The 25,491-nt window shown below is 74.0% G+C and carries 25 protein-coding genes; 16 read left to right on the top strand and 9 right to left on the bottom strand.

All coding sequences use genetic code 11. The annotated features are described in order from the left end of the window. The first annotated feature begins 109 nt into the window (after window positions 1-109). A complete protein-coding gene (locus ABTW87_RS00425) occupies window positions 110-1,999 on the top strand; it encodes a cell wall-binding repeat-containing protein (RefSeq protein ID WP_350647072.1) in 1,890 nt (629 codons plus the stop codon). Here the strand turns inward: ABTW87_RS00425 and ABTW87_RS00420 are convergent. The 4 genes from ABTW87_RS00420 to ABTW87_RS00405 all read right to left on the bottom strand — a co-directional run bounded on the left by ABTW87_RS00420 (window position 1,996) and on the right by ABTW87_RS00405 (window position 7,456). Next, window positions 1,996-3,741, bottom strand: coding sequence for an ABC transporter ATP-binding protein (locus ABTW87_RS00420; RefSeq protein ID WP_350647070.1), 1,746 nt, complete (start codon window positions 3,739-3,741; stop codon window positions 1,996-1,998). The genes ABTW87_RS00425 and ABTW87_RS00420 overlap by 4 nt on opposite strands. Further along, window positions 3,738-5,561 (bottom strand): ABC transporter ATP-binding protein, encoded by a 1,824-nt coding sequence (locus ABTW87_RS00415; protein ID WP_350647068.1) that lies wholly within the window; start codon window positions 5,559-5,561, stop codon window positions 3,738-3,740. Before ABTW87_RS00415 ends, ABTW87_RS00420 begins: the two co-directional genes overlap by 4 nt. Continuing rightward, a complete protein-coding gene (locus ABTW87_RS00410) occupies window positions 5,542-6,480 on the bottom strand; it encodes an alpha/beta hydrolase (RefSeq protein WP_350647573.1) in 939 nt (312 codons plus the stop codon). Before ABTW87_RS00410 ends, ABTW87_RS00415 begins: the two co-directional genes overlap by 20 nt. A 142-nt stretch (window positions 6,481-6,622) precedes the next feature. Further along, window positions 6,623-7,456, bottom strand: coding sequence for a helix-turn-helix domain-containing protein (locus ABTW87_RS00405; protein ID WP_350647066.1), 834 nt, complete (start codon window positions 7,454-7,456; stop codon window positions 6,623-6,625). A gap of 40 nt (window positions 7,457-7,496) precedes the next feature. On the opposite strand from ABTW87_RS00405, the gene ABTW87_RS00400 reads away from it, so the two are divergent. Both ABTW87_RS00400 and ABTW87_RS00395 read left to right on the top strand, forming a co-directional pair. Next, entirely contained in the window at window positions 7,497-7,865 is a 369-nt protein-coding gene (locus ABTW87_RS00400) for a zinc finger domain-containing protein (protein ID WP_350647064.1), read from the top strand. 219 nt (window positions 7,866-8,084) lie between these two features. Then, window positions 8,085-8,564 carry a DUF8243 domain-containing protein gene (locus ABTW87_RS00395; RefSeq protein ID WP_350647062.1) on the top strand — a complete coding sequence of 160 codons (480 nt, stop codon included), beginning with the start codon at window positions 8,085-8,087 and terminating at the stop codon, window positions 8,562-8,564. 27 nt (window positions 8,565-8,591) lie between these two features. On the opposite strand, the gene ABTW87_RS00390 is transcribed toward ABTW87_RS00395, so the two are convergent. The 3 genes from ABTW87_RS00390 to ABTW87_RS00380 all read right to left on the bottom strand — a co-directional run bounded on the left by ABTW87_RS00390 (window position 8,592) and on the right by ABTW87_RS00380 (window position 12,596). Next, entirely contained in the window at window positions 8,592-10,976 is a 2,385-nt protein-coding gene (locus ABTW87_RS00390; protein ID WP_350647060.1) for a glycoside hydrolase family 65 protein, read from the bottom strand. Window positions 10,977-11,126: 150 nt separating this feature from the next. Beyond that, complete coding sequence (locus ABTW87_RS00385; RefSeq protein WP_350647058.1) at window positions 11,127-11,804, bottom strand: DUF1028 domain-containing protein; 678 nt, start codon at window positions 11,802-11,804, stop codon at window positions 11,127-11,129. 39 nt (window positions 11,805-11,843) lie between these two features. After that, on the bottom strand, window positions 11,844-12,596 hold the full coding sequence (locus tag ABTW87_RS00380; RefSeq protein ID WP_350647056.1) for a prepilin peptidase: 753 nt from the start codon (window positions 12,594-12,596) through the stop codon (window positions 11,844-11,846). Window positions 12,597-13,179: 583 nt separating this feature from the next. On the opposite strand from ABTW87_RS00380, the gene ABTW87_RS00375 reads away from it, so the two are divergent. Genes ABTW87_RS00375 through ABTW87_RS00320 form a run of 12 tightly spaced genes read left to right on the top strand, consistent with a single transcriptional unit; the run spans window position 13,180 to window position 22,181 of the window. Beyond that, window positions 13,180-13,746: a hypothetical protein gene (locus ABTW87_RS00375; RefSeq protein WP_350647054.1), complete on the top strand. Its 567-nt coding sequence runs from the start codon at window positions 13,180-13,182 to the stop codon at window positions 13,744-13,746. Further along, on the top strand, window positions 13,740-14,666 hold the full coding sequence (locus ABTW87_RS00370; RefSeq protein ID WP_350647053.1) for a hypothetical protein: 927 nt from the start codon (window positions 13,740-13,742) through the stop codon (window positions 14,664-14,666). Before ABTW87_RS00375 ends, ABTW87_RS00370 begins: the two co-directional genes overlap by 7 nt. Next, window positions 14,663-15,322, top strand: coding sequence for an SAF domain-containing protein (locus tag ABTW87_RS00365; RefSeq protein ID WP_350647051.1), 660 nt, complete (start codon window positions 14,663-14,665; stop codon window positions 15,320-15,322). Before ABTW87_RS00370 ends, ABTW87_RS00365 begins: the two co-directional genes overlap by 4 nt. A 3-nt stretch (window positions 15,323-15,325) precedes the next feature. Then, the gene (locus tag ABTW87_RS00360) at window positions 15,326-16,126 is read left to right on the top strand and encodes a CpaE/TadZ family protein (RefSeq protein ID WP_350647050.1); all 801 of its coding nucleotides are present in this window, start codon (window positions 15,326-15,328) and stop codon (window positions 16,124-16,126) included. After that, the gene (locus tag ABTW87_RS00355) at window positions 16,116-17,639 is read left to right on the top strand and encodes a TadA family conjugal transfer-associated ATPase (protein WP_350647048.1); all 1,524 of its coding nucleotides are present in this window, start codon (window positions 16,116-16,118) and stop codon (window positions 17,637-17,639) included. The genes ABTW87_RS00360 and ABTW87_RS00355 overlap by 11 nt, the downstream gene beginning before the upstream one ends. Beyond that, window positions 17,600-18,544 carry a type II secretion system F family protein gene (locus ABTW87_RS00350; protein WP_350647571.1) on the top strand — a complete coding sequence of 315 codons (945 nt, stop codon included), beginning with the start codon at window positions 17,600-17,602 and terminating at the stop codon, window positions 18,542-18,544. Before ABTW87_RS00355 ends, ABTW87_RS00350 begins: the two co-directional genes overlap by 40 nt. Next, entirely contained in the window at window positions 18,544-19,410 is an 867-nt protein-coding gene (locus ABTW87_RS00345) for a type II secretion system F family protein (RefSeq protein ID WP_350647569.1), read from the top strand. The genes ABTW87_RS00350 and ABTW87_RS00345 overlap by 1 nt, the downstream gene beginning before the upstream one ends. Window positions 19,411-19,435: 25 nt before the next feature. After that, window positions 19,436-19,627: a hypothetical protein gene (locus ABTW87_RS00340; protein WP_350647046.1), complete on the top strand. Its 192-nt coding sequence runs from the start codon at window positions 19,436-19,438 to the stop codon at window positions 19,625-19,627. A gap of 4 nt (window positions 19,628-19,631) precedes the next feature. Further along, window positions 19,632-20,087, top strand: coding sequence for a TadE/TadG family type IV pilus assembly protein (locus ABTW87_RS00335; protein WP_350647044.1), 456 nt, complete (start codon window positions 19,632-19,634; stop codon window positions 20,085-20,087). Beyond that, the gene (locus tag ABTW87_RS00330) at window positions 20,072-20,545 is read left to right on the top strand and encodes a TadE/TadG family type IV pilus assembly protein (protein WP_350647043.1); all 474 of its coding nucleotides are present in this window, start codon (window positions 20,072-20,074) and stop codon (window positions 20,543-20,545) included. The genes ABTW87_RS00335 and ABTW87_RS00330 overlap by 16 nt, the downstream gene beginning before the upstream one ends. Continuing rightward, complete coding sequence (locus ABTW87_RS00325; protein ID WP_350647041.1) at window positions 20,542-20,973, top strand: pilus assembly protein TadG-related protein; 432 nt, start codon at window positions 20,542-20,544, stop codon at window positions 20,971-20,973. The genes ABTW87_RS00330 and ABTW87_RS00325 overlap by 4 nt, the downstream gene beginning before the upstream one ends. Window positions 20,974-20,987: 14 nt before the next feature. Beyond that, on the top strand, window positions 20,988-22,181 hold the full coding sequence (locus ABTW87_RS00320; protein ID WP_350647039.1) for a LysM peptidoglycan-binding domain-containing protein: 1,194 nt from the start codon (window positions 20,988-20,990) through the stop codon (window positions 22,179-22,181). A gap of 111 nt (window positions 22,182-22,292) precedes the next feature. Here the strand turns inward: ABTW87_RS00320 and ABTW87_RS00315 are convergent, their stop codons facing one another. Then, complete coding sequence (locus ABTW87_RS00315; protein WP_350647037.1) at window positions 22,293-23,144, bottom strand: Rieske (2Fe-2S) protein; 852 nt, start codon at window positions 23,142-23,144, stop codon at window positions 22,293-22,295. Between the two features lie 98 nt (window positions 23,145-23,242). Here ABTW87_RS00315 and ABTW87_RS00310 point away from each other — a divergent pair, with 98 nt between their 5' ends. Then, window positions 23,243-24,004, top strand: coding sequence for a crotonase/enoyl-CoA hydratase family protein (locus ABTW87_RS00310; protein ID WP_350647036.1), 762 nt, complete (start codon window positions 23,243-23,245; stop codon window positions 24,002-24,004). Here ABTW87_RS00310 and ABTW87_RS00305 read toward each other — a convergent pair. Beyond that, complete coding sequence (locus ABTW87_RS00305; protein ID WP_350647567.1) at window positions 24,001-25,452, bottom strand: dihydrolipoyl dehydrogenase family protein; 1,452 nt, start codon at window positions 25,450-25,452, stop codon at window positions 24,001-24,003. The genes ABTW87_RS00310 and ABTW87_RS00305 overlap by 4 nt on opposite strands. Between the last annotated feature and the right edge of the window lie 39 nt (window positions 25,453-25,491).

The following is a 25,491-nucleotide window of genomic DNA, read 5'->3' as shown; positions in this document are numbered from 1 at the left end:
AGCGAGATCGATCTTCGACCGATAGAGTGTCCGGTGCGCGCCATCCTGCTGGACGCGGAGATGCGGCGCCTTCCCCTCGCAAGGAGTGCGTACGTTGCCTCGATCCCCCGTGCGCAGGCCGGTCGCTGTCGCGTCGGCCCTCGCAATCGCCGCGACCGCCCTGGTGACCGGCGCCCCGCCCGCCACGGCCAGCCTCCCCGGCTCGGGCAACGTGCTCACCAGCAGCAACGGCGCAAACGCCATCCGGTTCCACGGCGACCCCGCGCGGACGTCGCTCACCTCGCCGGACACCATCACCGGTGCCACCTGGTCCCCAGACGGCAGCCAGGCCGTCTACTTCGACCGCGAGTCGGGCATCAAGCGGATCCGGTTCAACGACGGCGCTTCCCGCTACACGGTGATGTCATCGCCGGATGCCGGAATTCGACGCGGTGGCGTGACGTGGTGGGCCGACGGCAGCGCCGTCGCGTGGTCGGAGAAGGCCTCGGCCACTGGACCCTGGCAGGTCGTGTCGGATCAGGTCGGTGGGTACCCCCTGGGCCACGCGTGGATCTCACCCAACGACGGCAGGCACTACCTGAATCCGGATGGCGGTCCCGGCCAGTTGCTGGTCTGCCAGCGCCAGGCGGACAACGGTTCGGGGCAGCCGACCGGCCAGCCGGCCGTCATGCTGTACGACGGTTCGAAGGAGCATTTCGAGCGTTGGCGGCTGGTCGACGACAACGGGTCGAACCCGTCGATCTCGCCGGACGGTTCCCGGGTGGCGTTCGTCCGCGCCGGCCGCATCGTGGTGTCCGACCTGGCCGGTGAGAACGAGGTGACCATCACCCCCGCCGGCATCCAGTACGACGACCCCACCTGGTCGCCAACTGGCACCTCGTTGGCGTTCAGCCGGGTCACGTCGACGGCCGCCCGCCCGGTCCACACCGCGCCGGCCAACGGTTCGGCGGAGCCGGTGGCGGTGGCGGGCCTGGATGGCGTGCCGGCGTACCAGCCGCAGCGCAAGGAGCGGGTCGCCCGGCTCTCCGGTGCGGACCGGTTCCAGACGGCGGTAGCGGTCTCCCGGGCGCGGTGGGCTGACAGCTCGGCACTCGCGGCGGTCCTGACCCGCTCGGACATCTACGCCGACGCACTGGGCGGTTCGGCCCTGGCGGCGGCCAAGGGCGGCCCACTGCTGATGACGCCTCCGGATCGGCTGGACGCGACGACGAAGGCGGAGCTGCAGCGGGTCCTGATTCCCGGGCACAGCACGGTCTACGTGTTGGGCAGCGCCGGAGCGCTGTCGAAGGCGGTCGAGGATCAGGTCCGGGCGATGGGCTACTACGTGCGGCGGCTCGCCGGTCCGGATCGCTTCGCGACGTCGGTGGAGATCGCGAAGGCGGTCGACCCGTCTCCGGAGCAGGTGATGCTGGTGACCGGGATGAACTTCCCGGACGCGCTGGCCGCCGGCGCCGCAGCGGGGGCCACCAACGCCGGCCACAGCCGCTACCGGTCCGCGGTGGTGCTGCTCACCAGGGACGCGGTGATCCCACCGGCGACGAAGGCGTACCTCGACGCGCAACCGCGGGAGCAGCGGATGCTGTACGGCATCGGCAGGCAGGGCGTGGAGGCGGCCTACACGTACCAGCCGAACAGCCCGTACGTCCGTGGATACTCGGGCCAGGACCGGTACGAGACGGCGTACGCGGTCGCCCACGAACTCTTCGAGGGCCAGCGGTACGCCGGCATAGCCACCGGGACCAACTGGCCGGACGCGCTGACCGGCGGAGCGCTGATGGGCGTGCTCGGTGGCCCGTTGATGCTCACCCCGGGCACCGCCGCCACGCTCGGCGCCGCCGCCGCGTCGCAACTGAAGGAGTCGAGCGGCTCGGTGCACACCGGCCTGGTGTTCGGCTCGCCCGCGGTGGTGAGTTCGGGGCAGCAGGCGCAGGTCGGGATGTGGCTCGGCGGTCCGCTCGGCGCCACCTCGCTGAGCAACCCCACGGGCCTCGGACGCTAGCCAGCTGTTGACGACCGGATGGACGGGGTGAGCATGCCCGGCCCGTCGTGTGCGGCGGACCAGAAGTCGGCGTAGCGGCCGCCGTGGCGCAGCAGCTCCTCGTGGCTGCCCTCCTCGACGATCCTGCCGCCGTCGATGAAGACGACCCGGTCCACGCGCCGGACGGTCCGCATCCGGTGCGCGACCAGCACCACCGTCCGGCCCGCCAGCAGGCGCTCGAGGCCGTCGTGGACGGCGGCCTCGTTCACCGGATCAAGCGCCGAGGTCACCTCGTCGAGCAGCACGATCGGCGCGTTCTTCAGTAGCGCCCGCGCGATGGCGACGCGCTGGCGCTCACCGCCGGAGAGCGACGCGCCGGCCTCGCCGACGTTCGCGGACCACCCGCCGGGCAACCGCTCGACGACCTCGTCCAGCCGCGCGGCGGTCGCCGCCGCCCGCACCTCGGCCTCGCTGGCCCCGGGGCGGCCGAGCCGGACGTTCTCCTCGATCGTGCCGTCGAAGAGGTAGACGTCCTGGAAGACGATGGCGATCTGCGCCATCAGCACTCCGGGATCGATGTGCCGTACGTCGACACCGCCCACGCGCACCGCGCCACCCGCCACGTCGTGGAAGCGGGCGAGCAACTGCAGCAGGGTGCTCTTGCCCGCGCCGGACGGACCGACGACGGCCACCCGCTGCCCCTGCGGTATCGACAGCGACACACCGTCGAACACCGCGCGGTCGCCGTGGCGGAAGGTCACCGCGTCGAACTCCAGGTCGAACCGGCGCGGCCGGACGGGCTGGACCGGCTCGGGAAGCGGCTCGGTGCGCAGCACCTTGTCGAGCCGGTCCAGCTCGGCGCGGGCGCTACGCAGCTTGCCGCCGATGTCGGACAGCGACAGCAGCGGGTCGGCGCTGCGGGCGGCGAGCACCAGGATCGCCAGGACCTCCGCGGCCCCGATGTCGCCGCCGAGCGCGAGGTACGCCCCCAGGACCAGGGTCGCGGTGAAGGCGGCCTGCACGGTGAGCGTCAGACCCACCATGCCCGGCAGCACGGACATCACCTGACGTCGGGAGGCCCGTTCGACACCCTGCAACGCGTCGTCGAGCAGGTAGAACCGCTCAGCGGTCCGGCCACCCGCCCGCAGCACCGGCTGGGCCTGCAGGTACTCGATGACCCGGGCGCTGGCTTCGTTGCTGCGCGCGGCGTTCTCGGCGTCGTTGGCGGCCGTCGAGCGTGCGGTCCAGATCTGGGTGACCACCACCAGCGGCGCCGCGACCAGCGCGGCCAGCCCCAACTGCCAGTTGAACACCGTCATCACGGCCACGATCGTCAGTGGCGTCACGCAGGCGGAGATGAACGGCCCGAGCAGGTGCGCCGACACACCCATCGCGGCGAGCAGACCACGGCTGGCCATGACGGACACCGCTCCGACCCGGGCGGCGTCGTACCAGCCGACGGGCAGCCGGGCCAGGTGCTCGCCGAGGCCGTGGTACATGCCCCGCAGCATCCTGGTCCCGACGCGCATGCCGGACAGGTCACTGGTGTAGCGCAGCACCGCGTAGACCGCGACGGACGCCGCGAACGCGACCAGCCACGGCCAGGCGTCCGACGGGGTTGCCCCGAACAGGGCGCGCAGCACAGGCACCAGCAGCGCGTAGAGCAGGCCCTCCAGCACGGCGGTCGTCGTCATCAGGGCGATCGTGCGGCTCATCGGTCTGGCGTACTCGTCGCCGAGCACGCGCAAGAGCATCCTGATCATCGGGCCGGGTCTCCTTGCAACACGTCACCGTGAGGTTCGCCGTCGTCGGTCACCGCCGGCCGCCGGGCCAGCCAGAAGGCGGCGAGCTTTCCGTCCCGGACCAGCAGGTCGCTCGGCGTGCCCTGTTCGACGACCGCGCCGTCCTCGATCATCACGACGAGGTCGGCGTCGGCGATGGTCTCCGGGCGGTGTGCGATGACCAGGACGGTTCGGTCGCGCAGCGTCGCCAGGGTCTGTCGTACGGCCCGGTCGGTCAGCGGGTCGGCGAAGGCGGTTGCCTCGTCGAGCACCAGGACGGGCGTGTCGGCCGCGAGGGCACGCGCGATGGCGATGCGCTGCGCTTCACCGCCGGAGAGCTCGACCTCCTCGCCGATCACGGTCTCGTAACCGCGGGGCAGGGCGAGGACGCGGTCGTGGATGTGCGCCAGCCGGGCGGCGCGGATCACGGCGTCGGGGGTCGCCCGCGGAACCGCCAGCGCGATGTTGTCCGCGACGGACGCCCGCAGCAGGCGGACGTCCTGGAATACGAAGGAGACCCTGCGGTGAAGCTCCCTGCCGTCGAGGTCGCGCAGGTCGACGCCGCCGAGCCGCACGGAACCACCGGTGGGGTCGAAGAACCGCGGCAGCAGTTGCGCAAGGGTGGACTTCCCGCTGCCGGACGGCCCGACCAGCGCGGTGAGCGTGCCCGGCTCGAGCACCAGGTCGATCCCGCGCAGCACCTCCGGGCCGCCGTCGTAGCCGAACCGCACGTCACGCAACTCGACCCGGTTGTCCTGCGGCACGGCCGGGTGCGTGGGCTCCGGCAACGGCCGCACTTCGAGCACCTCGCGGATGCGACCGACCGCCCGGCCGGCGGCCTGCAGGTCGTCGAAGCCGTGGCCGAGGGCGGCGACGGGGGCGGTCAGACCCAACCCGAGCAGCAGGAAGGGCAGCAGATCCGCGGGAGCCATGCCGCCGGAGGCGATCCGCGCCGTGCCGCCGAGCAGCACCACAAGCAGTACGAAGGGCGGCGACAGCACCAGCTGCATACCGGCGGCGACCGTGGAGACGCCACGCACCCACCGGGTGAAGATGTCGACGAAATCGTCGGCGGCGGTGCGGAACCTGCGGTGGGCGCGCCCGGCACCGCCGAACGCCTTGACCACGGCGATGCCCTGCACGAACTCGACGGCCGAGCTGGCGATCCGACCCATCGCCGCGTCGAAGTCGGCCTGCTCCCGCGTACGGGCCGAGGTCATCAGCAGCGGGACGTGCGCGATGGCCAGCACCACGGGAACAAGGGTGATCAGCGTGAGCCGCCAGTCGACGGTCACCAGGTAGACAAGTGAAACCAGTGGTACGACGAACGCGGAGACAAGCTCGCCGGGAGCATGGGCGATGAACGGGTGCACGGCGCTGACGTCCTCGCCGACCACCTTCGCCAGCTCGCCGCTGCGGCGGCGGGCCAGCCAACCGAGGGGCGCCTGTCCGAGGCTGCGGGCCAGTTCCCGACGCAGCGACAGCTGCACCTTGCCGTCGAGAACGTGGCCGAGCCCCGACGAGGCGCCGGTGAACACCAGCCGGACGAACAGGCCGGCCGCGCCCAGGGCCACCACGGTCCAGACGTGGCTCCGGTCGACCGGGCCGGGCGACAGCAGGGCGCGGCCAAGCTCGACCACCGCGAGCAGCGGCGCCAGCCCCGCGATGGCACCGATGATCTGCAGCAGCACCACGGCCGCGAAACCCGGCAGATGTGGGCCCAGCAGTCGTGCCGGGCTGTTTCCGGCGCTGACGGGTGGCGCGGGCCGCTCGCGTACGGCGTCATGGCCGGTGGCGGTCATCCCGCTGCCTCTCGTCGCCGACCTGGCGACCCGGGCGCAGGCGTTCGCGCAGGAAGGCGAGGATCTCGCGGCGCGCGGGCCGGGCGGCCGGTACCAGGCCGGGGGTGCTGAGGAAGGTGTGGGTGGCCCGCGGGTAGCAGCTCAGGCGGGCATCGGTGCCGTCCTCGCGGAGCCGTTCGACGTACCGGCGTCCGTGGTCCGCCACCGGATCCAGCCCGGCGGTGACGACCAGTGCCGGTGGCAGGTCGGCGAGGTTGTCGAACTTCACCGGGGAGACGGTGCGCGGGTCCAACGTCGGGGGCAGGCTGAGTTTGCGCGCTGCGCGCAGTCGCGACAGCGAGAGCGTGGGGTTGTCGGCGTTCTCCTCGATCGACGGGTATTCGAGGACCGTCTCGGTCCAGTCCGTGCCCGGGTAGATCAGTACCTGGGCGCGGATGGGCGGGCCGTCCTTGCGGGCGCGCAGTGCGACGAGCGCGGCGATCGTGCCGCCGGCGCTCTCACCCATGACCGCGACGGCGGCGGGATCGACGCCCCAGCGGTCGGCATCGTCGACGATCCGGGCGACCGTGTCGTAGCCGTCCTCGATCGGTCGGGGCAGCGGGTGCTCCGGGGCGAGGCGGTACTCCACCGCGACGACCACGGCCGGGCAGCGGGCCGCGAGGTGGCTGTTGAGCCAGTCGTTCTGCGCGGCGGTGCCCCCGACGAACCCTCCACCATGGAACGACACGATCAGGGGTAGCTTCCGATCTGCCTTCTTCGGGCGGTGTACGCGCAGCATCAGCCGGCGGCCCGGAAGATCGATCCGTGTCTCCTCGATGCGGGCACGGCGGTCCGGCAGACCAGTGACGATCCGTCCGAGCGGGGACGACGCCGCGCGGTTGACCTTCTCGCGGAGGGCGATCACCTGATCGTCGGTCATGGCTTCCCAGTCCCGGCTGTCCCGGAAGATCAGGGTGCCCAGTGGCGCTCTGGCTCTCATGACCGCCAGCATCGCCAGCACGCCGCCGGGTCGTCTTGGAAAAATGTTCCGCTCCGGCACCGGCCGGGAGCATCGACTCAGGTCAAACCTGCGCGGGCCACGCGACGTCGTCGACCGTGAGCCACGGCGCGGCGGCCACGGCCCTGGGGGTCATCCCGGTGAAGGTCATGACGTCCCGGCACAGGTGGGACTGATCGGCGAAGCCGTTCTCGGCCGCAACCCGGGCGGTGCCCTGGCCCGCGGCGAGGCGGTGCGCCACATGGTCGAACCGGACCAGCATCGCGGCACGCTTGGGCGTCAGACCGACCTGCGCTCGGAACCGGGACCACAGCCGCCGGCGGCTCCAGCCCACCTCGGCCGTCAGCCGCTCCACCCGGACCCGCCCCCGGCTCCTCAGCATCGTCTCCCAGACGAAGGCGATCTCCGGGTCCACCGGCCGGCCGAACTCCTGTCGTCGCACGAGCGCCGTCCTCATGACCGCGAACCGCTCGTCCCACGACCGGGCGGCCCACAGTCGTTCCCGGATTCGTTCGGCCTCGCGCCCCCAGAGATCCGCCAGGGCGACCACGGCCGCGCCCGGCTCGGCGGAGGCACCCAGCACCGCGTGCGCGACCACCGGCGAAAGCCGTACCTGCAGAACGTCGATGTCGCGCCCGCACCCTCGGAGGCTGCCCGGCGCCATGCCGACGACGACGCTGCCCCGCTTCCGCTCACCGCTGGCGTCGTCGACGAGTTCGGCGTCGCCGAAATCGATGAACACCGTGATTGCCGGGTACGGGATCACCGGAAAGGCGGCCGGATCCTTCGCTCGACCGCGGAAGCCGGCCATGCTGACGCCCGCCACGCGATCCGACGCGGAGGGGACCGCGATGTCCAGCGCGGCCCCGGCGACACGAACCAGGCCGACGAGTGGCACGTTCGTCATGTTACGAGCAGCCGGCAACGGTGTCGTCGCCGTGACGAGGTTTCGCCTGCGGCGTGGACGGGAAGGCCTGCCCGTGCATGTCGACATAGACGAGCCGAGGGCCGCCGAGCTGTTCTGGGAAGGGATGCGCGAGGTGGCCGCGGCCGCTACACGGCACCAGGATCACGATCTCTACCGGGCGATCGTCACGATCGGCCGGGCAGCCCTGGCCCAGGGCGTCGAACTGGTGCCGTCCAGTGGCCTGTTCCTCCAATGTCCGGTCTGCAGGTCCCTGCCGGGCCAGGGCTGTATCAGCGCGCCCGGCTATCCGCTCCGTGACAACATCCTCCACCCCCAGCGCGCCGAGTTGGCCGAGAAGGCGATCAGCGGGGAGGTACCACTTCCCGTTCCGCTCCGCTGACTGTCACGCGCGAGACGCGAACCTGCACGAAGTGGCGTACGTGGTCGAGACGGTCATGAGGTGGCTGCGTCAATGATCACCCATGCGGTGTTTGTCCTCCTGGGTACCGCCCTGTGACCGGGGAGCTGCCACCGGGGCGCCGTCCTGTCGTTGATCCGGTTGACCGTGCCCGCGACCTGTGACGACGGTGGGGCACCGACGGCCGAGGAGGGGACGCCGATGACCCGTCAGCGCGAGACCGTGGAGGTCGACCAGGAGCTGTTCCGCGCCGTCTACGACTCGCCGGCCTCGTTGCCGGGCCGGCACCGCTGGACGACCGGCGAGTCGGACGTACGCCGGATCGAGAAGCTGCTCGGCATGCCGCCCCGCAGCATCGGGGCGCCGCTGTGGGTGAGCGGCGACGAGCCCGACTGCCCGAAGTGCGGCCGCCGGGTCAACTGGTACGACATCGTCAACTCCGCGCTGGCCGGGGTGCACGACCGCATGATGATCGCGACGGTCATCCTCGGCGACCGCAAGTTCGTCAACACCGAGATCCCGGACGCGATCGCCGGGGTGCGCTGCGCCGACTGCCGCACCCCGATCGAGGGGCTGCGCAGCTTCAAGTGCCACAACTGGGCGTACGCCTTCGAGGCCCTGGAGGAGGTACGCCAGCGGATGGCGGGGGGCTCAGCCCTCGCCGGCCCGCCCGGGTGTTAACAAGGGGCCCTTCCTCTACCGGAGACGTTAATAGGGGGCCCTTCCTTTCGGGCGGCGGGGGCAGGGGGGTTCGGGGCCGGGGGCGGGGACGGGGGGCATCGGGCGGGTGAGCGGCGACGCGCCGGTCAGCGCCAGGCGTTCGCCGTGGTGGTACACCTCGACGGTGGCATCCGGGGCGGCGTCGGGCAGCTCGTAGCGGGCCTCGCCGGCGGTGAGCGTCACCCGCAGGCGGTGGCCCCGCCAGCGCAGGCAGAACGTCAGCCGCCCGATCGCCGGGGGCAGCCGCGGGTCGAAGAAGAGCACCCCGCGGTCGTCGCGCAGCCCGCCGAAGCCCTGCACCAGCGCCAGCCACGCCCCGGCCAGGGACGCCAGGTGCAGCCCGTCGGCGGTCTTGTCGCCGAGGTCGGCCAGGTCCTGCAGCACCGACTCGGCGAACAGGTCGTACGCCAGGTCGAGGTGCCCGACCTCGGCGGCGAGCACGGCCTGCGCCGGGGCCGACAGTGACGAGTCCCGGACGGTGCGGGCCTCGTAGTACGCGAAGTTGCGCGCCTTCTCGTCGGCGGTGAACTCGCCCGGGCAGCGCTGCATGGCCAGCACCAGGTCGGCCTGCTTCACCACCTGCTTGCGGTACAGCTCCAGGTAGGGGAAGTGCAGCAGCAGCGGGTAGTCGTCGTCGGAGGTGTTCGCGAAGTCCCACTCGGGCAGCTCGGTGAACCCGGCGGACTGCTGGTGCACCCCCCGCTTGCGGTCGTACGGGACGTGCACCGCGTCGGCGGCGGCCCGCCAGCCGGCGACCTCGGCCGGGTCGACGCCGAGCCGGGCCGCGGCCTCCGGGTGCCGTTCGGCGGCGTCGGCGGCGCCCCGCAGGTTCCGCCGCGCCATCAGGTTCGTGAAGACGTTGTCGTCGACGAGCGCGCTGTACTCGTCCGGGCCGGTGACCCCGTGCAGGTGGAACGCGCCGTCGTCGGTGAAGTGCCCGAAGCCCTGCCACAGCCGGGCGGTCTCCACCAGCAGCTCGAGCCCGGTCTCGACGAGGAACGTCTCGTCGCCGGTGGCGGCGACGTACCGCAGGACGGCGTCGGCGACGTCGGCGTTGAGGTGCAGGCCGGCGGTGCCGGCCGGCCAGTAGCCGGAGCACTCCCGCCCGCCGAGCGTCCGCCACGGGAAGGTCGCGCCGGTCAGCCGCAGCTCCGCCGCACGCTCCCGCGCCTCGGGCAGGTGGGCGTGCCGCCACCGCAGCGCCGACCGGGCCACCTCGGGCGCCAGATAGGTGAGCACCGGCAGGACGTAGCCCTCGGTGTCCCAGAGCACGTGGCCGTCGTACCCGTTGCCGGTCAGTCCCTTGGCGGGAATGGTCCGGTCCCCGTCCGGGCGGCCCGCCTGGAGGAGGTGGAACAGCGCGAAGCGGGTGGCCTGTTGCAGCTCGTCGTCGCCGTCCAGCTCGACGTCGGCGGTCTCCCACAGCGCGTCGAGGGCCGCGCGCTGGGCGGCGAGGAGCGCGTCGAAGCCCTCCGCGCGGGCCGCGCCGGCCTCCGCGACGACCAGGTCCGCGAGCGGCGTCGGGTCGGTGCCGTCGACCGGCTCGCACTCGTACGCGGCGAACTTCGTCACCCGGACCCGCTGGCCCGGGTGCAGCGTCCCGTCGACGGCGAGACGCAGCCGGTCGGGGGTCTCGTCCCCGGTGGCGGTGAAACCCTCCGGAACCGCCACGTCGTGGGCGACCGCCACCGCGACCCGCTGGGCGCTGCGCTCGGTGCGGTGCACCAGGACGCCGTCGTGGCCCTCGACGCGGTGGTACTCGGCGGTCAGCGGGTCGTGGATGACCGACGCGGCCCGGGGGTCGTCGGAGCGCTCCGGCACCCGCTCGTTGGCGAGCACGTCGGAGCAGACCCGTACGGTGACCGGCGCGTGCAGCGCCTCGACGGTCCACCGGACGGCGGCCACCGCCCGGCGGGGCAGCGACACCAGCCGGACGCTGCGGATCCGGACGGCGTGCCCGCCCGGGGACTCCCACTCGGTGTGCCGTTCGACCACGCCGGCGCGCAGGTCGAGGACCCGGTCGTGGACGCGGATGGTGCCGGTGCGCAGGTCCAACGGCTCACCGTCGACCCAGAGCCGGATCAGGGTGGCGTTCGGCGCGCTGATCACCGTGTCACTGAGCTGCGGGAACGCGTACCCGTCCTCGGGGTAGCTCAGTTCCCGCCGTTCGTGGAAGCCGTTGAGGTAGGTGCCGGGCATGCCGTACGGCTCCCCCTCGTCGAGGGTGCCGCGCCAGCCGATCCAGCCGTTGGCGAGCGCGAAGACCGACTCGGTCTCGGCGAGCCGGCCGGCGTCGTCGGCGGTGCGCCGGATCAGCCAACGCTCGTCGCCGCTCGTCGGCACGGTCGGCGGCGGGTCAGCGGTGGGCTGCACACGACCTCCCGGGCTGCGCTGGCCGGGTCCGCCGAGGCGGGCCGGCCGGACGGGCGCTCAGCCGACGGTCGGTGGTCGGCCGTCGGCTGCGTGCCGGACACAGTTCCACCGCAGGCCCTTCGCCAAACACGCGCGCCGGACCATCCGCGGCTACCCGAGCGCCTGCCGGGCGGCCTCCCCCATGGGGTCGTCCCGGGTGGGCAGTCCCTGGATGGTCGGCAGCACCTCCGCCCGGAACACGCCGTGCAGCCGGCGCAGTTCCCTCGCCGGATGCTCGGCGTCGTCGACGCGTACGTCCCAGAGCGGGTACGGCTGGTCGCCGATCACCGTGACGGTCGCCGACCGTGCGCCGTGCCGGTCACCGCCGGCCTCCTCGCCGGCCTCGACGGCCAGCACGAGCCGCTCGGCCAGGTCGAGGTCCCGGCTGTCCTCGAACACCCGGACGATCTCCGCAAGGGTCTCCGGGCCCACCAGGCGGTTGCCCTGCGCGGCGTAGCCCGGCCCGGTGTGGTGCCCCGCCCAGTCCCGGGTACGCGAGCCGGTGAAGGCGTGCGAGCGACCCTGACGGTCGACCATGCCGACCTGCCGCACCTCCCGGCCCGGGTCCCGGGCCAGCAGCCCGGTCAGGACGTCCCGCGGCGGGCGGCCCTCGGCGAGCAGCGGCAGGCCGTCGTACGCCAGGAACGGGTTGCAGGTGGCCTGGGTCGCCACCGCGCCGCCACCGGCGTGGACGTGTGCGACGAGCTTGCCGACGGCGGGTCGGGCGGTCAGGGCGCCCACCCCGAGCTGGCCGGTACGCGGACAGCGTGCGGCGATCGAGAAGGTCACGCCGGCGGGTACCCGGACCGGCGCCCGGCATGCCCGTGCCTAGGCGTACGCCAGCAGCAGGGCGGTGCCGGTCCCCGCGACGAGGAACGGGCCGAACGGCAGGTGGCTCGACCAGCGTGCCCGGCCGGTCGCCAGCAGCGTCAGGGCGGCAAGCGTCGAGAGGCCGAACGCGAGCAGCAGACCGAGCACCGGAAGCGTCCAGCCGTGCCAGCCGAACAGCAGGCCCGCACCGACGGCGAGCTTGGCGTCGCCGAGACCGAACCCGCGCCGGCCGAGCACGAGGGTGGTCGCGGCGAACAGGAGACCCAGCCCGAGCCCGGCGGTGGTGGCCCGCAGCCACGGGTCGCCGGTGCCGTCGAGGGCGGCGGCCAGCCCGAGCAGCAGCCACGTGCCGAGCGCGGCCGGGCCGGTGAGCCGGTCGGGCAGCCGGTGCACCGCCGCATCGACGAATGCGAGCGGCACCGCCCAGCCGAGCCACCAGGCCACGGCGGCCAGTTCGGCGACCGGCGGTCCGGCGAGCAGCAGCGCCGACGCGGCGGCGACCGCGGTGACCTCGACCGAGCCGGGGGGCGGACCGACGCGCGCCCGACACGACCCGCAGCGCGCGGACGGCCCGAGCGCCGGCCACGGGTGGGTCAGGTCGATCGGCTCGCCGCAGGCGTCGCAGCCCCGCCGGGCGGCCGAACCCGGGGGTACGGCGTGCCGGACGACAGCGAGCCGCAGTACCGGCGTGCCGGCCAGGACCGCGAGCAGCCGGGTGGCCGCGGTGCGGCGCGGCTGGGTGAGGGTCATGCCGACACCGTCCGGTCGAACACGAAACGTAGTCGGACGCTCGTCGTGCTGTAACGGTCAGGCCGGCTCCGGGCCTTACCGTCGGAGCGGCTCGCCGGGCCGCGGGGCCGACCGACGGACCTTGCCGTCGACGGGCGCGGACGTCCGGCCGGCCGGTCCGCGGCAGGGGACAAAGCGGACAGGAGCCGCCGATCACCCCCACTCCTGCCGGTCGGGTGCCGCGGACGGCACCCCCACCGGCCGCCCGGACGGCGCCGGGACGCCGGCCCGTGTGCCGCCTGCCGGCAACCAGTCGGCAACGTGCCCGCCACCATCGGCCACCACCACCCGTCATCACTCAGAGTATTCGAATGAATTGCCTCTGTTGCATCGGCGAACGTCAGCCTATGCTCGCCCCTTGGGTGCGATGCAACCCTCGACGAAAGAACCGGGACGACACAGGGATTCCTATTCGTAAAGATCAGTCACGGTAAATGCGGATGCGTTTTACACAGGTCCGGATGCACTCATTCGGTCGCGCTTCCGCATGCCCGGATCCGCCGGGACACCCGGCCGCCGGGAGGCCGACTAGGAGGGCCCGAAATTGCGAGGACGGCAGCTCAGGAGCCTTACGGCGTACCTGGCAACGGTCGCGGCGCTCGGTGCCGTGGCCGGCTGCGGCACCGACCAGACAACCACCACCGCGACGGCGGTCGGTGATCCCGGGCCACCTGCGGCCAAGCCGGAAGCCGACGAGCAGACCGCCCGGAAAGCCGCGCTCGCCGCGTATTCCGGATATCTCGCCGCTTCCCGGAAGGCCAGTGGGCGCAGCGATCCGCAGCATCCGGAACTGTCCACATTCCTCGCCGATCCGTTGCTGACCCGGGTCCGCGTGGCGATCCGCACGGCGAAGCAGCACGGGGCCGTACGCGTCGGCACGCTGGTCTCCGACCCTACCGTCACGGCCGTCGACCTGGCCGCAGTCCCGCCCACCGTGGAGATCCAGGACTGCCTCGACGCGACCGGCTGGCGCCTCGTCTACGCCCGCGACAAGCGGGTGGTCCCGGGCAGCCGGGGCACCCGGCACCTGGCCACCGCGACCGCCACCCGCTACCCCGACGGCCGCTGGCTGATCAGCGCCGGCGCCTCGCACGAGGACCAGCCGTGCTGACCCGGGGCCCGCGCCGCACGGTGCTGGCGCTGCTCCTGGCCGCCCTGCTGGCGGTGGCCGCCGCTCCGGCGGTCAGCTGGGCCGACCCGCCGGGCGCGGAGTGCCCACCCGGGCAGACCAACTGCGACGTCTGGGACGACGATCCGGGCACCCCGGGTGGCGGCGGTGGGCCGGGCGGCGGCGACGGCGGTGGCAACGGCGGCGGTGGCGGCGGCAAGTGCCAGTGGAACGGCCGCGTCATCCCCTGCTACGACGAGGATCTCGGCTGGTTCAACAACAGCAACGGCTGCTACTACAAACTGGCCGAGCCGCAGCAGGAGGCGCCGCCGGGCCAGCAGTGGTACGTGCTGACCTGCAACGGCGGTGACCTCGGCTCCCAGCACATGGAGCTGCTCGACGCTCCCCCGCCCGGCTACGGCGCGCCGCCCGACCCGGAGGAACTGGCCCGGCGCGCGCTCGCCTCGATCGACCTGCTCCCGCCGAACGTGGCGGTCGCGCCCCGCAAGCGCGTCGGCCCCGGCCTGGTCGGGCTGCCGGTCTGGATGTGGGCCAGCCCGGATCGGCCCGGCGAACCCCGCCGCTACTTCGGCCCCCAGCACGCCGACGCCTCCGACCGGGGGCTGACCGTCTACATCGAGGCGAAGGTCGACCGGGTGGTCTGGGACATGGGCAACGGCGACAAGGTCACCTGCCCCGGCCCCGGCACGCCGTACCGCTCCGACAACTCGCTGGCGGGCAAGCCGTCGCCCGACTGCGGCTACGACGACGGCTACCCGAGAGCCGGCACCTACCGGGTGCAGGCGACCACGTTCTGGACGGTGAACTGGCGCGGCGGCGGCGAGAGCGGCGTCATCCCGGTCACCCGGACCAGCAACACCGTGACGATCCAGATCAACGAACTTCAGGTGGTGACGCAGTGAGCCTCGCGACACGCAACGGGACCCCGCCGGTGGACACCCCGGTCACCCCGCCCAAGGTGGTCCGGCAGCGCCGGATGCGCCCGGGACTGCTCGGCCTGGCCGTCCTGCTGATCGCCCTCGGCGGGCTCGGCGCGGCGTTCGCCGTCACCTCGGTCCGCGCCACCGGCACCTACCTGGCCGTGGCCCGTCCGGTCGAGGTCGGCCGGACGATCGGCGCCGAGGACCTGGTGACCGTGCAGGTCTCCGGCGGGGCGGGGCTGTCCCCGGTGCCCGCCGCGCGGCGCGACGACGTGGTCGGCAAGCGGGCCAAGGTGGCCCTCGTCCCCGGGACGCTGCTGACCATGGACCAGCTCACCGACGCGCCCCTGCTCGGCCCCGGCCAGCAGCAGCTCGCGCTGGGCCTCGAACCGGCGCAGGTGCCGGCCCGCCAACTCCACCCCGGCGACAAGGTGCTGCTGGTCAGCACCCCGGCCGGCAACGACGACCGGCCGGTCGTCACCGCCACCCGCTTCGAGGCCACCGTCATCGACACCCGGAACAGGGAGGACGACGACGAGATCGTGGTCTACGTGGCGCTCGCCGTCCGGGACGTACCGGCGGTGGCCGCGCTGGCGGCCCTGGACCGCATCGCCGTCGCCCTCACCGAGGCGGCCTGAGGCATGGCGATCATCGCGCTGGTCGCCGCCAAGGGCTCGCCGGGCGTCACCACCACCGCACTGGCCTGCGCCCTGACCTGGCACCGGAGGGTGGTGCTCGCCGAGTGCGACCCGGCCGGCGGGTCGATGCTCGCCGGGTTCCTCGGCGGCGCGCTCGACGGCCCCCGAGGCATCGGCGAGCTGGCCGTCGGGGAGCTGCGCGACGGCAACCTGGAGACGGCGTTCTGGTCGCAGCTGGTCGACCTGGACGCCCCGAAGCGGGAACGGCTGCTGCTGCCGGGCGTCGTCGATTCCGCGCAGGCGGGCAGCGTCACCCCGCTGTGGCAGCGGTTCGCCGACTTCTTCACCGGGCTGGACCGCGGTGACCCCCCGTACGACGTCCTCGTCGACTGCGGACGCCTGCACGTGTCCGGTCCGCCCTGGCCGATCCTGCGCGCCGCCTCGGTGGTGCTGGTGGTCACCGGTGCCCGGCTGCCCGACATCTCCGCCACCCGGGCGCTGGTCCGCATGATCGAGCGGGACTTCACCGAGCACCGGGTGCCCCCGGGCACGCTCCGGCTGCTGCTGGTCGGGGGCGGGCACGGGCGCAGCGAGGTCAGCAAGGCCCTGCGACTGCCGGTCATCGCGCGGCTGCCGCACGACCCGCGTACCGCCGAGGTGTTGACCCTCGGCGGGACCGTGCGGGCCGGACGGCCGTTGATGCGCGCGGCGGGCGCGCTGGAGGTGCCGGTCGGGGCGCTGCTGGACCGGCGACGCGCCCGCCTGAGCTGGCCGGTGCCGCAGGGGGTGCCGGATGCGGTTTGAACCGGTCTCCACCGATCCACGTCGGGTCGCGCCGGCCGCCACCTCGATCGCGCCGCCGCTGCCCGCGACGAACGGCCGGCATCACCACCCGGCGCCGGTCGCCCCAGCGGCGCCCGAACCGCCCCCACGTCCCCGGATGGACTTCCAGGTCGTCCGCGAACTGCGCCGGGAGCTGAGCGAGCGGCTCACCGCCTGGCAGCGCGGGCGGGAGTTCGACGCCGACGCGGAGGACACCGAGCGCGCCCGGCTGGCGGTCGCGGTCGTCTCCGAGTACGCCGACGCGGTCCGCCGGGCCGGCACCCCGCTCACGGCCGACGAGGAGCGGCTGCTGCTCGACCAGGTGACCGCCGAACTGGCCGGGCTCGGCCGGCTCCAGACCCTGCTGGTCGACGACACCATCGAGGAGGTGCACATCCTCGGCTGCGACCAGGTGCGCATCACCCGGCACGGCGGAGGCGTCGACTGGGCCGAGCCGATCGCCGACAGCGACGACGAGCTGGTGGAGATCCTCCAGGCGGCGGCCCGCCGGGCGGGCGCCACCGAGCGGTCGCTGTCCACCTCGAAGCCGACCCTCGACCTGCAACTGCCCGACGGCAGCCGGCTGGCCGGGGTGTTCCTGGTCAGCCACCGCCCGTACGCGGTGATCCGCAAGCACAACACGCTCGACGTCAGCCTGGACGACCTCGCCGGCGGGCGGGACGACCTGGACGAAATGATCGACCCGCTGCTGCGCGACTTCCTCCGCGCGGCCATGCGCGCCGGCCTCAACATCATGGTCGCCGGCCTGGCCGGGGCGGGTAAGACGACCGTCGTCCGGGCGCTGATGGCCGAGATCCCGCCGGACGAGCCGTACGTGCTGCTTGAGGAGAGCCGGGAGCTGCTGCCGGCCCGTCGCAACCAGCGACACCGGGCGGTGATGAGCTTCGAGGCGCGCGAGGGCCACGGCGAGCGGGGGCCGGACGGTCGCCCGGCCGGCGAGGTGAGCATCGCCGACCTGATCCCGGTGTCGCTGCGGATGGGCGTCCTGCGGATCGTCGTCGGGGAGGTCCGGTCCCGCGAGATCGTCCCAATGCTCCAGGCGATGACGACCAGCCGGGGCTCGATGTGCACGATCCACGCCCGGACGCCGGCCGGCGTCGGCGAACGCATCGTCGAGCTGGCCCTGGCGCACGGCCGGGAGATGACCGTCGACCAGGCCCGGCGGATGGCCGGCAACGCGCTCGACCTCATCGTCTACGTGACGGTCGAGGACGAGACCGCGATCGGCGGCCGCAAGCACCGCTTCGTCTCGCACGTCGAGGAGGTGATCGGCGTCGGCGACAACAACCGGATCATCACCACCTCGGTCTTCGGGCCCGGTCCGGACGGGCGGGCCGTCCCCCGGCACCTGCCCGAGCGGGTCCGCGCCCAACTGCTGCGGGTCGGCTACGACGCCCGGCTGCTGAGCCGGTGGGTCGAGGCCGGCACCGGTGCCTGGCGGCGGCCACGGCAGACCCGGCTGGCACGGCGGTGAGCCCGGTGGTGGACGTCGAACTCGTCGCGGTGGTCTCCGGGGCCGCCGCCGTGGCCGGAGCGCTGCTCGCCGTCGTCGCCGTCGTCGGCACCCGCCGGCCGCCCGCGCCCGCCCCCGGCGCCGGACGCGGGGTCGCCCGGCTCTGGCGCGGCTCCGGCGCCACGCCCCGCGAGCAACGAGCACACCAGGCGCTGCTGGTAGGCGCCCTGATGGCCGGCGCCCTGGCGTTCCTGCTGACCGGGCTGCCGGTGGTCGGCCTGCTGGTCGCCGTGGCCGTGCCGGGCGCGCCCTGGCTCTTCTCGGTGGGCCGGGCCGAGCAGCGGGCCATCGCCCGGATCGAGGCGGTCGGCGAGTGGACGCGCCGGCTCAAGGACGTCTCGGCCACCGGTCAGGGGCTCCAGTCCGCGATCACCGGCACGGTCGCGACAGCGCCGGAGGAGATCCAGGAGGAGGTACGCCTGCTCGCCGCCCGGCTCCAGGCCGGCTGGCTGGCCCGCCCCGCCCTGCTGGCCTTCGCCGACGAGATCGCCGACCCGGTGTGCGACCAGGCGGTGGCGGCGTTGATCCTGCACCTCACCGACCGGGGCGAGCGCCTCGGTGACGTGCTGGGCTCGATCGCCTCGGCCGCCGCCGCCGAGGTCGCCACCCGACGGGAGGTCGAGGCCAAGCGCACCCAACCCCGGTTCGCGGTCCGCTTCCTCACCGGCATGACGCTTGCCGTGATCGCGTACGGGCTGCTCAACACCGACTACATCCGCCCGTACGGGACCCCGCTCGGGCAGCTCGTCATGGCGGTGCTGGGCGCGGCCTTCGTCGGCCTGCTCGCCTGGGTGCGGTCGATGAGCCAGCCACAGCGACCGGCCCGCTTCCTGCCCGCGCCCGACCCGGCGGAGGTGGTCGCGTGATCCTCAACTGGCAGCTCGCCGTCGCGGTGGCCGCCGGGGCGGCCGTCGGGCTCGGAGTCTTCCTGGTGGTCCGGGAACTCGTGCCGGCGACGCCGGCGCTCGGGCCGGCCCTGCGACGACTGCACCAGCCGCCCGGTGCCCCGACGACGGCACCCGCCGCCCGCCGGCTCGAGTGGCTGACCGGGCTGGCCCGCTGGCTACGGCCGCCGCACCGGCAGCTCGCCCTGATCGACCAGACGCCGGAGCAGTACGCCCTGTCACTGCTGCTCTCCGCCCTGATCGGGCTCGCCTCACCGGCCCTGGCCAGCGTCGCGCTCGCCGCCGCGGGCATACCGCTGCCGCTGGCCGTACCGGTGCTGGGCAGCCTGGGTCTGGCGCTGCTGTGCGCGCTGCTCGCGCACCGCGCGGTGCTGGCGAAGGCCGCCGCGGCCCGGGAGGAGTTCCGCGCCGCCGTCTGCACGTACCTGGACCTGGTGGCGTTGCAGCTCTCCGCCGCGCACGGACCGGTCCAGTCGCTGGAGCGGGCGGCGGAGGTCTGCGACGGCTGGGTCTTCGACCGGATCCGGGAGGCGCTGCGGCTCGCCCAGCTCCAGATGCACTCGCCCTGGGACGAGCTGCGGGACCTGGCCGACCGCATCGGCATCGCGGAACTCGGCGACGTGGGCGCGATCATGCGCTCCTCCGGCAGCGAGGGAGCGCAGGTGCACGAGACCCTGCGCAGCCGGGCCGACTCGCTGCGCGACCAGATCCGCACCGACAACCTGGCCCGGGCGGAGGGGGTGACCAGTCGGCTCGACATCCCCGGCGCCCTGCTCGTCTTCGTCCTGCTCGGTTTCGTGACCTACCCGTTCATCGCCCGCCTGTGACGGGCCACCCCCGAAGGAGCAACCGATGCCACTGATCACGTACCTGCACGTCGCGCTGGTCGCGCGGCTCGCCGAACTGCGCAACGACGGCGAGCGCGGCGACAGTCCGGTCCCCACCGCGGTCATCATCTTCGGCCTGGTCGCCGCCGCGATCACCGTCACGGCGGTCGTCGCCACCAAGGCAGGGCAGTGGATCAACGCCATTCCGACGCCCTGATTCGATGCGTCTGGAACTGTCCGCCGGTCGCCGTCGGGCGGGGAAACCCGCCCGACGGGCCGGCGCGCGCCGTTTCGCCGGTGGCGACGCGGACCGGGGGGCCAGTCCGGTGGAGCTGGCGGTGGTGATGCCGGTGATCTTCGTGCTGCTGTTCGGGTCCATCCAGGTCGCCGCCTGGTTCGTCGCCCGGTCGACGGCGCTGCACGCGGCGCAGAGCGGGGTGAACGCGGAGCGGGCGTACCAGGCCCCGCCCGGCGCGGGCGAGGCCCGTGCCCGGCGCTTCCTGGCGGCGGCCGGCGGCTGGCTGGTCGGCTGGGACTCCCCCGGCCCGAGCTGCCAGACCACCGGGACCGACGTGACCTGCACGGTGCGGGGCCGCTCGCTCTCCGTCGTGCCCGGCGTCGACTTCCCGGTACGGCAGAGCGCGCACGGCACGGTGGAACGGTGGACCACGCCGTGAAACGGGACCGCGGAAGCGTGTCGGTCGAGGTGGCGGTCCTCGCGCCGGCCTTCATCGCGCTGCTCGTCCTGGCCGGGGTCGCGGGACGTACCGCGGTGGCGGCCGAGGCGGTCGAGGCCGGCGCCCACGACGCGGCCCGGGCCGCCTCCATCTCCCGCGACGCGGGCACCGCCCGGCGGGAGGCCCGGGACGCGGCCGTCCGGCAACTCGACTGGCGGAGGCTCAACTGCACCGGTAGTCCCACGGTCGCCCTCAGCGGCACCGTGAACGGACGGGCGACCACCTTCGGTGCGGCGTTCCGCAGCCCGGTCGGCCAGGACGCCTCGGTGACCGTCCGCGTCTCCTGCACGGTCGACCTGACCGACCTGCGACTGGACGCGGTGCCCGGGATACCCACCAGCAAGCGGGTCTCGGCGAGCTTCACCTCGCCGCTGGACCGGTACCGGAGCCGGAGATGACCGCCGCGCGCCGCCGGGACGACTCGGGCCGGGTGAGCGTGTTCCTGGCGATCGCCGCCGTGGGCGTCCTCACGATCGTCGCGCTCGCCTTCGACGGCGCCGGGCAGCTGCGGTCGTTGCACCGGGCGGACAACCTGGCCGCCGAGGCGGCGCGGGCCGGCGGCCAGGCGATCGACCGGGCCACCGCGATCGAGGGCGGCCCGAAACGGATCGACCAGCCGCAGGCGCGCCGCGCCGTGGCCGAGTACCTGGCCGCCGCCGGCGCCACCGGCCACACCGTCAGCTTCCCGGTGGTCGACGGCGAGACCGTCGTCCGGGTCCGGGTCACCGTCACCTACCAGAGATCCCTGCTCGGCCTCGTCGGTTTCGCCGACACCGTCACCGTCTCCGGCGAAGCGACCGCCCGGGCGCTCACCGGCGCGCCGTAGGAAGGAAGGCAGCCATGACCACACCGACTCGTACCGCCGGACGGGTCCTCACCGGGTTCGGCGCGCTCGTCCTGCTCTGCGCCCTGCTGGTCGGCGCGCCGGTGGCGCTGCTCGCGCTCGCCGGCAACCCGCTGCCCGACCAGGTGCCCACCCTCGCGGAGGTCGGCACGGCGCTGACCACCCGCGACGACGGTCAGCTCTTCCTTCGCACGCTCGCGCTGGCCGGCTGGGTGGGATGGGCCACGTTCGCCCTGTCGGTCCTGGTCGAGCTGGGCGCGGTGACGCTGCGCCGGCCCGCGCCCCGGCTGCCCGGGATGAGCCGTCAGCAGCGGGCCGCCGCGGCTCTGGTCGGGTCGGTCGCGCTGATCCTGGCGGCGAGTCCGGCCGCGGCGAGCGCGGCGGCGCTGGCAGCGGGCCCGAGCACGTCGGCAGCGGGCCCGACCGCGGTGGGCGCAGGCCCGATGTCGGTCCCGACCGGCCCGACCGCGGTGGGCGCAGGCCCGATGTCGGTCCCGGCCGGCCCGACCGCGACGGCGGTGCTTCCGGAAGCGGGGCGCTCGGTGGCGGCGGGTCGTGACCTCGCCGCACCGCCGGTGTCGTTGACGCTGCGGGCGCTCGGCGCGGCGACCTCGTCCCCCGCCCCGGCCAGGACCGGTCCCGCCGAACCGGTGCGGCACACGCCGGTCTACCGGGTGGCGAAGGGCGACCACCTCGGGTCGATCGCCGAGCGGTACCTGGACAGCTTCGGCGAGTATCCCGCCCTCGCCCGGCTGAACCGGCTGGCCGACCCGAACCGGATCCACCCCGGACAGTTGCTGCGGCTGCCCGCCGAGGCCCAGGACCGGGGCGTCCGCCCGCACGCCACCGGTCGGCTGGTCGCGCGTCCGACCCCGCAGCGACCGGTTGCGCCGGCGACACCGCCGGTGGAGCGCTCGGCACCGGCTGCGCCGGAGGAGCCGGCTGCGGAACCGGCGAAGGACGGGCCGGTCATGACGGTGGGTGCGGCGCGGCCCCACGATCCCGACCGGGTCAACCGCCCGCTTGCCGTGTCTGCGATCCTGGCCGTCTCCAGCATCATCGGTGCGCAGATCGGCGCAGTGCTCGGCCTACGCCGCCGCCCGGCGACCGCTCCCCTCGCGACGACCCGTCGAACCGCGACCGGCCGGCAACAGCGCGAGCTGCCGGCCGGACGGCACCGGCGGGACTGAAGCGGAGCCGACTCGACCACGGCGACCGATCAGATGATGCTCAGCCGGTCTGCGGCCGCCGATCCGCCCGGCGGACCATCATCTGATCGAGGCAGTCCCGGCGCGGCCCGGTCAGGGGAGACGGGCCTCCAGCACGCCGTCGACAACCCGGGTCGGCAGGATCACCTGGTCGTTGGCGGACGGCCCGTGCACCACCTCGCCACCGTTGAGGCGGAACGTGCTGCCGTGCCAGGGGCACACCACGCACGCGTGGCCGTCGATCTCCTGCACCTCGCCCTGGCCGAGCGGGCCGCTCTGGTGCGGGCAGCGCTCGAGCATCACGGTGACGTCGTCGCCGTGCCGGTAGAGGATCACCGACACGTCATCGATCTCCCGGGTGACCAGCTGACGCTGCGGCAGCGCCGCCATGTCGGCGATCGAGTGCCAACCGTCGCTCATCAGGTGCAGCTCGGAGATGCTCTGGCTGACCTGCGCGCCCTGCTTGTACGCGAGGTGCCCACCCACGTACGCCCCGAAGCTCGCCGCGCTGAGGCCGAGCATGCCGAGCGTCCGGCCGAGGCGGTGGTTGCCGGCGAGCCGGGCCGCCACCGATCCCGCGTAACAGGCCAGGCCGACCGAGTTCGCCGCGGCGTGCACGAGGCCGATCCGCCGCTGGTCACGGGAGAGCGTCGCCCAGTCGTTGAGCCCGGCCACGGCCGCCGGCACGGCGCTGGCCGTGCCGATGGCGCAGAGCGTCGTGGCGGCGCGTCGCTGGCCCGGCATCAGGTCCAGCACGGCCGTGCTGATCCAGGCGCCGACCGGGACCTGGACCATCGCCGGGTGCAGGGGATGCCCCAGCCACACACCGTGCAGGAAGTCGCGGATCCGTTGCGGCCGGATGACGCCCTGGACCCTCCGCTGGATCGGATCCCCGATCCGGTCCAGCCGGGACGCCTGCTCGATCTTCGTCAGTAGCGCTCGCACGAGTACCGACTTCCCGGCAATCGCGGTCGCAAACCGGTCGCCGGGGACGGATCCGCCTGCGTCTGGCGTGCCGGCACCGCCGGGGGCATGCTGTGCCGATGGGGGTACGCGTCGAGCACGCCGCAGCGGTGACCACGGTGATCCTGGACCGGCCGGAGGCCCGCAACGCCGTGGACGGCCCGACCGCCCGGGCGCTGGCCGACGCGTTCCGGGCGTTCGAGGCGGACCCGGAGGCGGCGGTCGCGGTGCTCTGGGGCGCCGGCGGCACGTTCTGCGCCGGGGCGGACCTGAAGGCGATCGGCACCCCGCGCGGCAACCGCGTCGAGCCGGACGGGGACGGACCGATGGGTCCGACGCGGATGGCGCTGTCCAAGCCGGTGGTCGCGGCGATCTCCGGATACGCGGTCGCGGGAGGCCTCGAACTGGCGCTCTGGTGCGACCTGCGGGTCGCCGAGGACGACGCGGTGCTCGGCGTCTTCTGCCGGCGCTGGGGCGTGCCGCTTATCGACGGTGGGACGGTCCGGCTGCCCCGGCTGATCGGCGAGAGCCGGGCGATGGACCTGATCCTCACCGGACGGCCGGTGCCGGCCGCCGAGGCGTACGCCATGGGGCTGGTGAACCGGCTGGTCGCGCCGGGTGAGGCGCGGGCGGCGGCCGAGCGGCTCGCGGCCGAGATCGCCCGGCATCCGCAGACCTGCCTGCGCAACGACCGGGCGTCGGTACTGGCCGCCGCCGCCCTGCCGGAGGGGGAGGCGCTGGCGGCCGAACTGGCGTACGGGATGGAGTCGCTGGCCACCGACGCGCCGGCCGGGGCGGCACGGTTCGCCGCCGGCGCCGGCCGGCACGGGGCGCCGGCCTAGGCCAGGTCGCGCAGCGCCTCCGAGATGGCGCGGTGGAACGTCGGGTACGCGTAGATCATGTGGCGCAGCTGCGCCAGCGGCACGGCCGCGTGCACGGCTACCGCCAGCGCCGACAGGACCTCGCCACCGGCCGGACCGACCGACGTCGCGCCGACCAGCGCGCCGTGGTCGGCGTCGGCCACCAGCTTGATGAACCCGTCGGCGCGGTGGATCCAGCCGCGCGTCGAGGAGCCCAGCGAGGCGAACCCCACCTGCACGTTGATGCCGCGCTCGCGGGCCTGCCGCTCGGTGAGCCCGACCGCCCCGACCTCCGGGTCGGTGAAGGTGACGCGGGGCAGCGCGCGGTAGTCCGCCCGGGGGACGCCGCCGCTCGACCCGTGTTCGGAAAGCGTGGCGGCCCCCATCGCACCGCCCATCATGTTGGCCGTGCCGCTCGGATCGGGCTTCCCGGCGGACCGCCGGACGTGGTCGAGCACGTCGGCGACGACGATGCCGGCCTGGTACATGGCGACGTGGGTGAAGGCGCCCTCGCCGGTGACGTCGCCGACCGCCCAGATCCCGTCGGCGACGTGCAGCCGGTCGTCGACCGGCAGGTAGCGCTGGTCGGCGCGGACGCCGACGGTCTCCAGCCCCAGCTCGTCGAGGTACGCCCGGCGGCCGGTCACCACCAGCAGCCGCTCGGCCGCGTACGCCGTGCCGCCCGCGTGCAGGGTGAACTGACGGCCGTCGTGCGCGACCCGCTCGGCGGTCACCCCGGCGTGGATCTCCACCCCGTCCGCGCGCAACGCGGCGGCGGCCACCTCGGACGCCTCCGGCTCCTCCACGGCGAGCACCCGGTCCAGCGCCTCCACCACGGTGACCCGGACGCCGAACCGGGCGAAGACCTGGGCCAGTTCCAGACCGATCGCGCCGCCGCCGAGCACCAGCAGTGACGCGGGCAGCTCCTCGACCTCGACGGCCTCCCGGTTCGTCCAGTACGGCGTGTCGGCCAGCCCGTCGACCGGCGGCACCGAGGGGCGGGTGCCGGTGCCCAGCACGATGCCGTGCCGGGCCTGGAAGACCTGATCGCCGACCCGGACCCGACCCGGCCCGTCGAGCCGCCCGCTGCCCCGGACGAAACGGCCGCCCCGGCCGACGAACCGCTCCACGGCCACCCGGTCGTCCCAGGTGTCGGTGGCCTCCTCGCGGATCCGCTTCGCCACCGGCGCCCAGTCGGGTCGCACCTGCGCGGTCCCGGCGAGGCCGTCGACCCGGCGGGCCTCGGCGAGCGCGTTCGCCGCGCGGATCATCATCTTGCTGGGGATGCAACCCCAGTAGGGGCACTCGCCGCCGACCAGACGCCGCTCGACGCCGACGACGTCCAGCCCGGCCTCGGCGAGCCGGCCGGCCACCTCCTCCCCGCCCACCCCGAGCCCAACGACGACCACATCCACGACCTCCGGCCCCACCATGCCGCCAGCGTAAGGAAGGGCCCCTTCTTAACGCAT

The organism is Micromonospora sp. NPDC126480 (assembly GCF_040302465.1).
Lineage (GTDB): Bacteria > Actinomycetota > Actinomycetes > Mycobacteriales > Micromonosporaceae > Micromonospora.
This window is presented reverse-complemented; position numbering and strand designations above follow the sequence as displayed.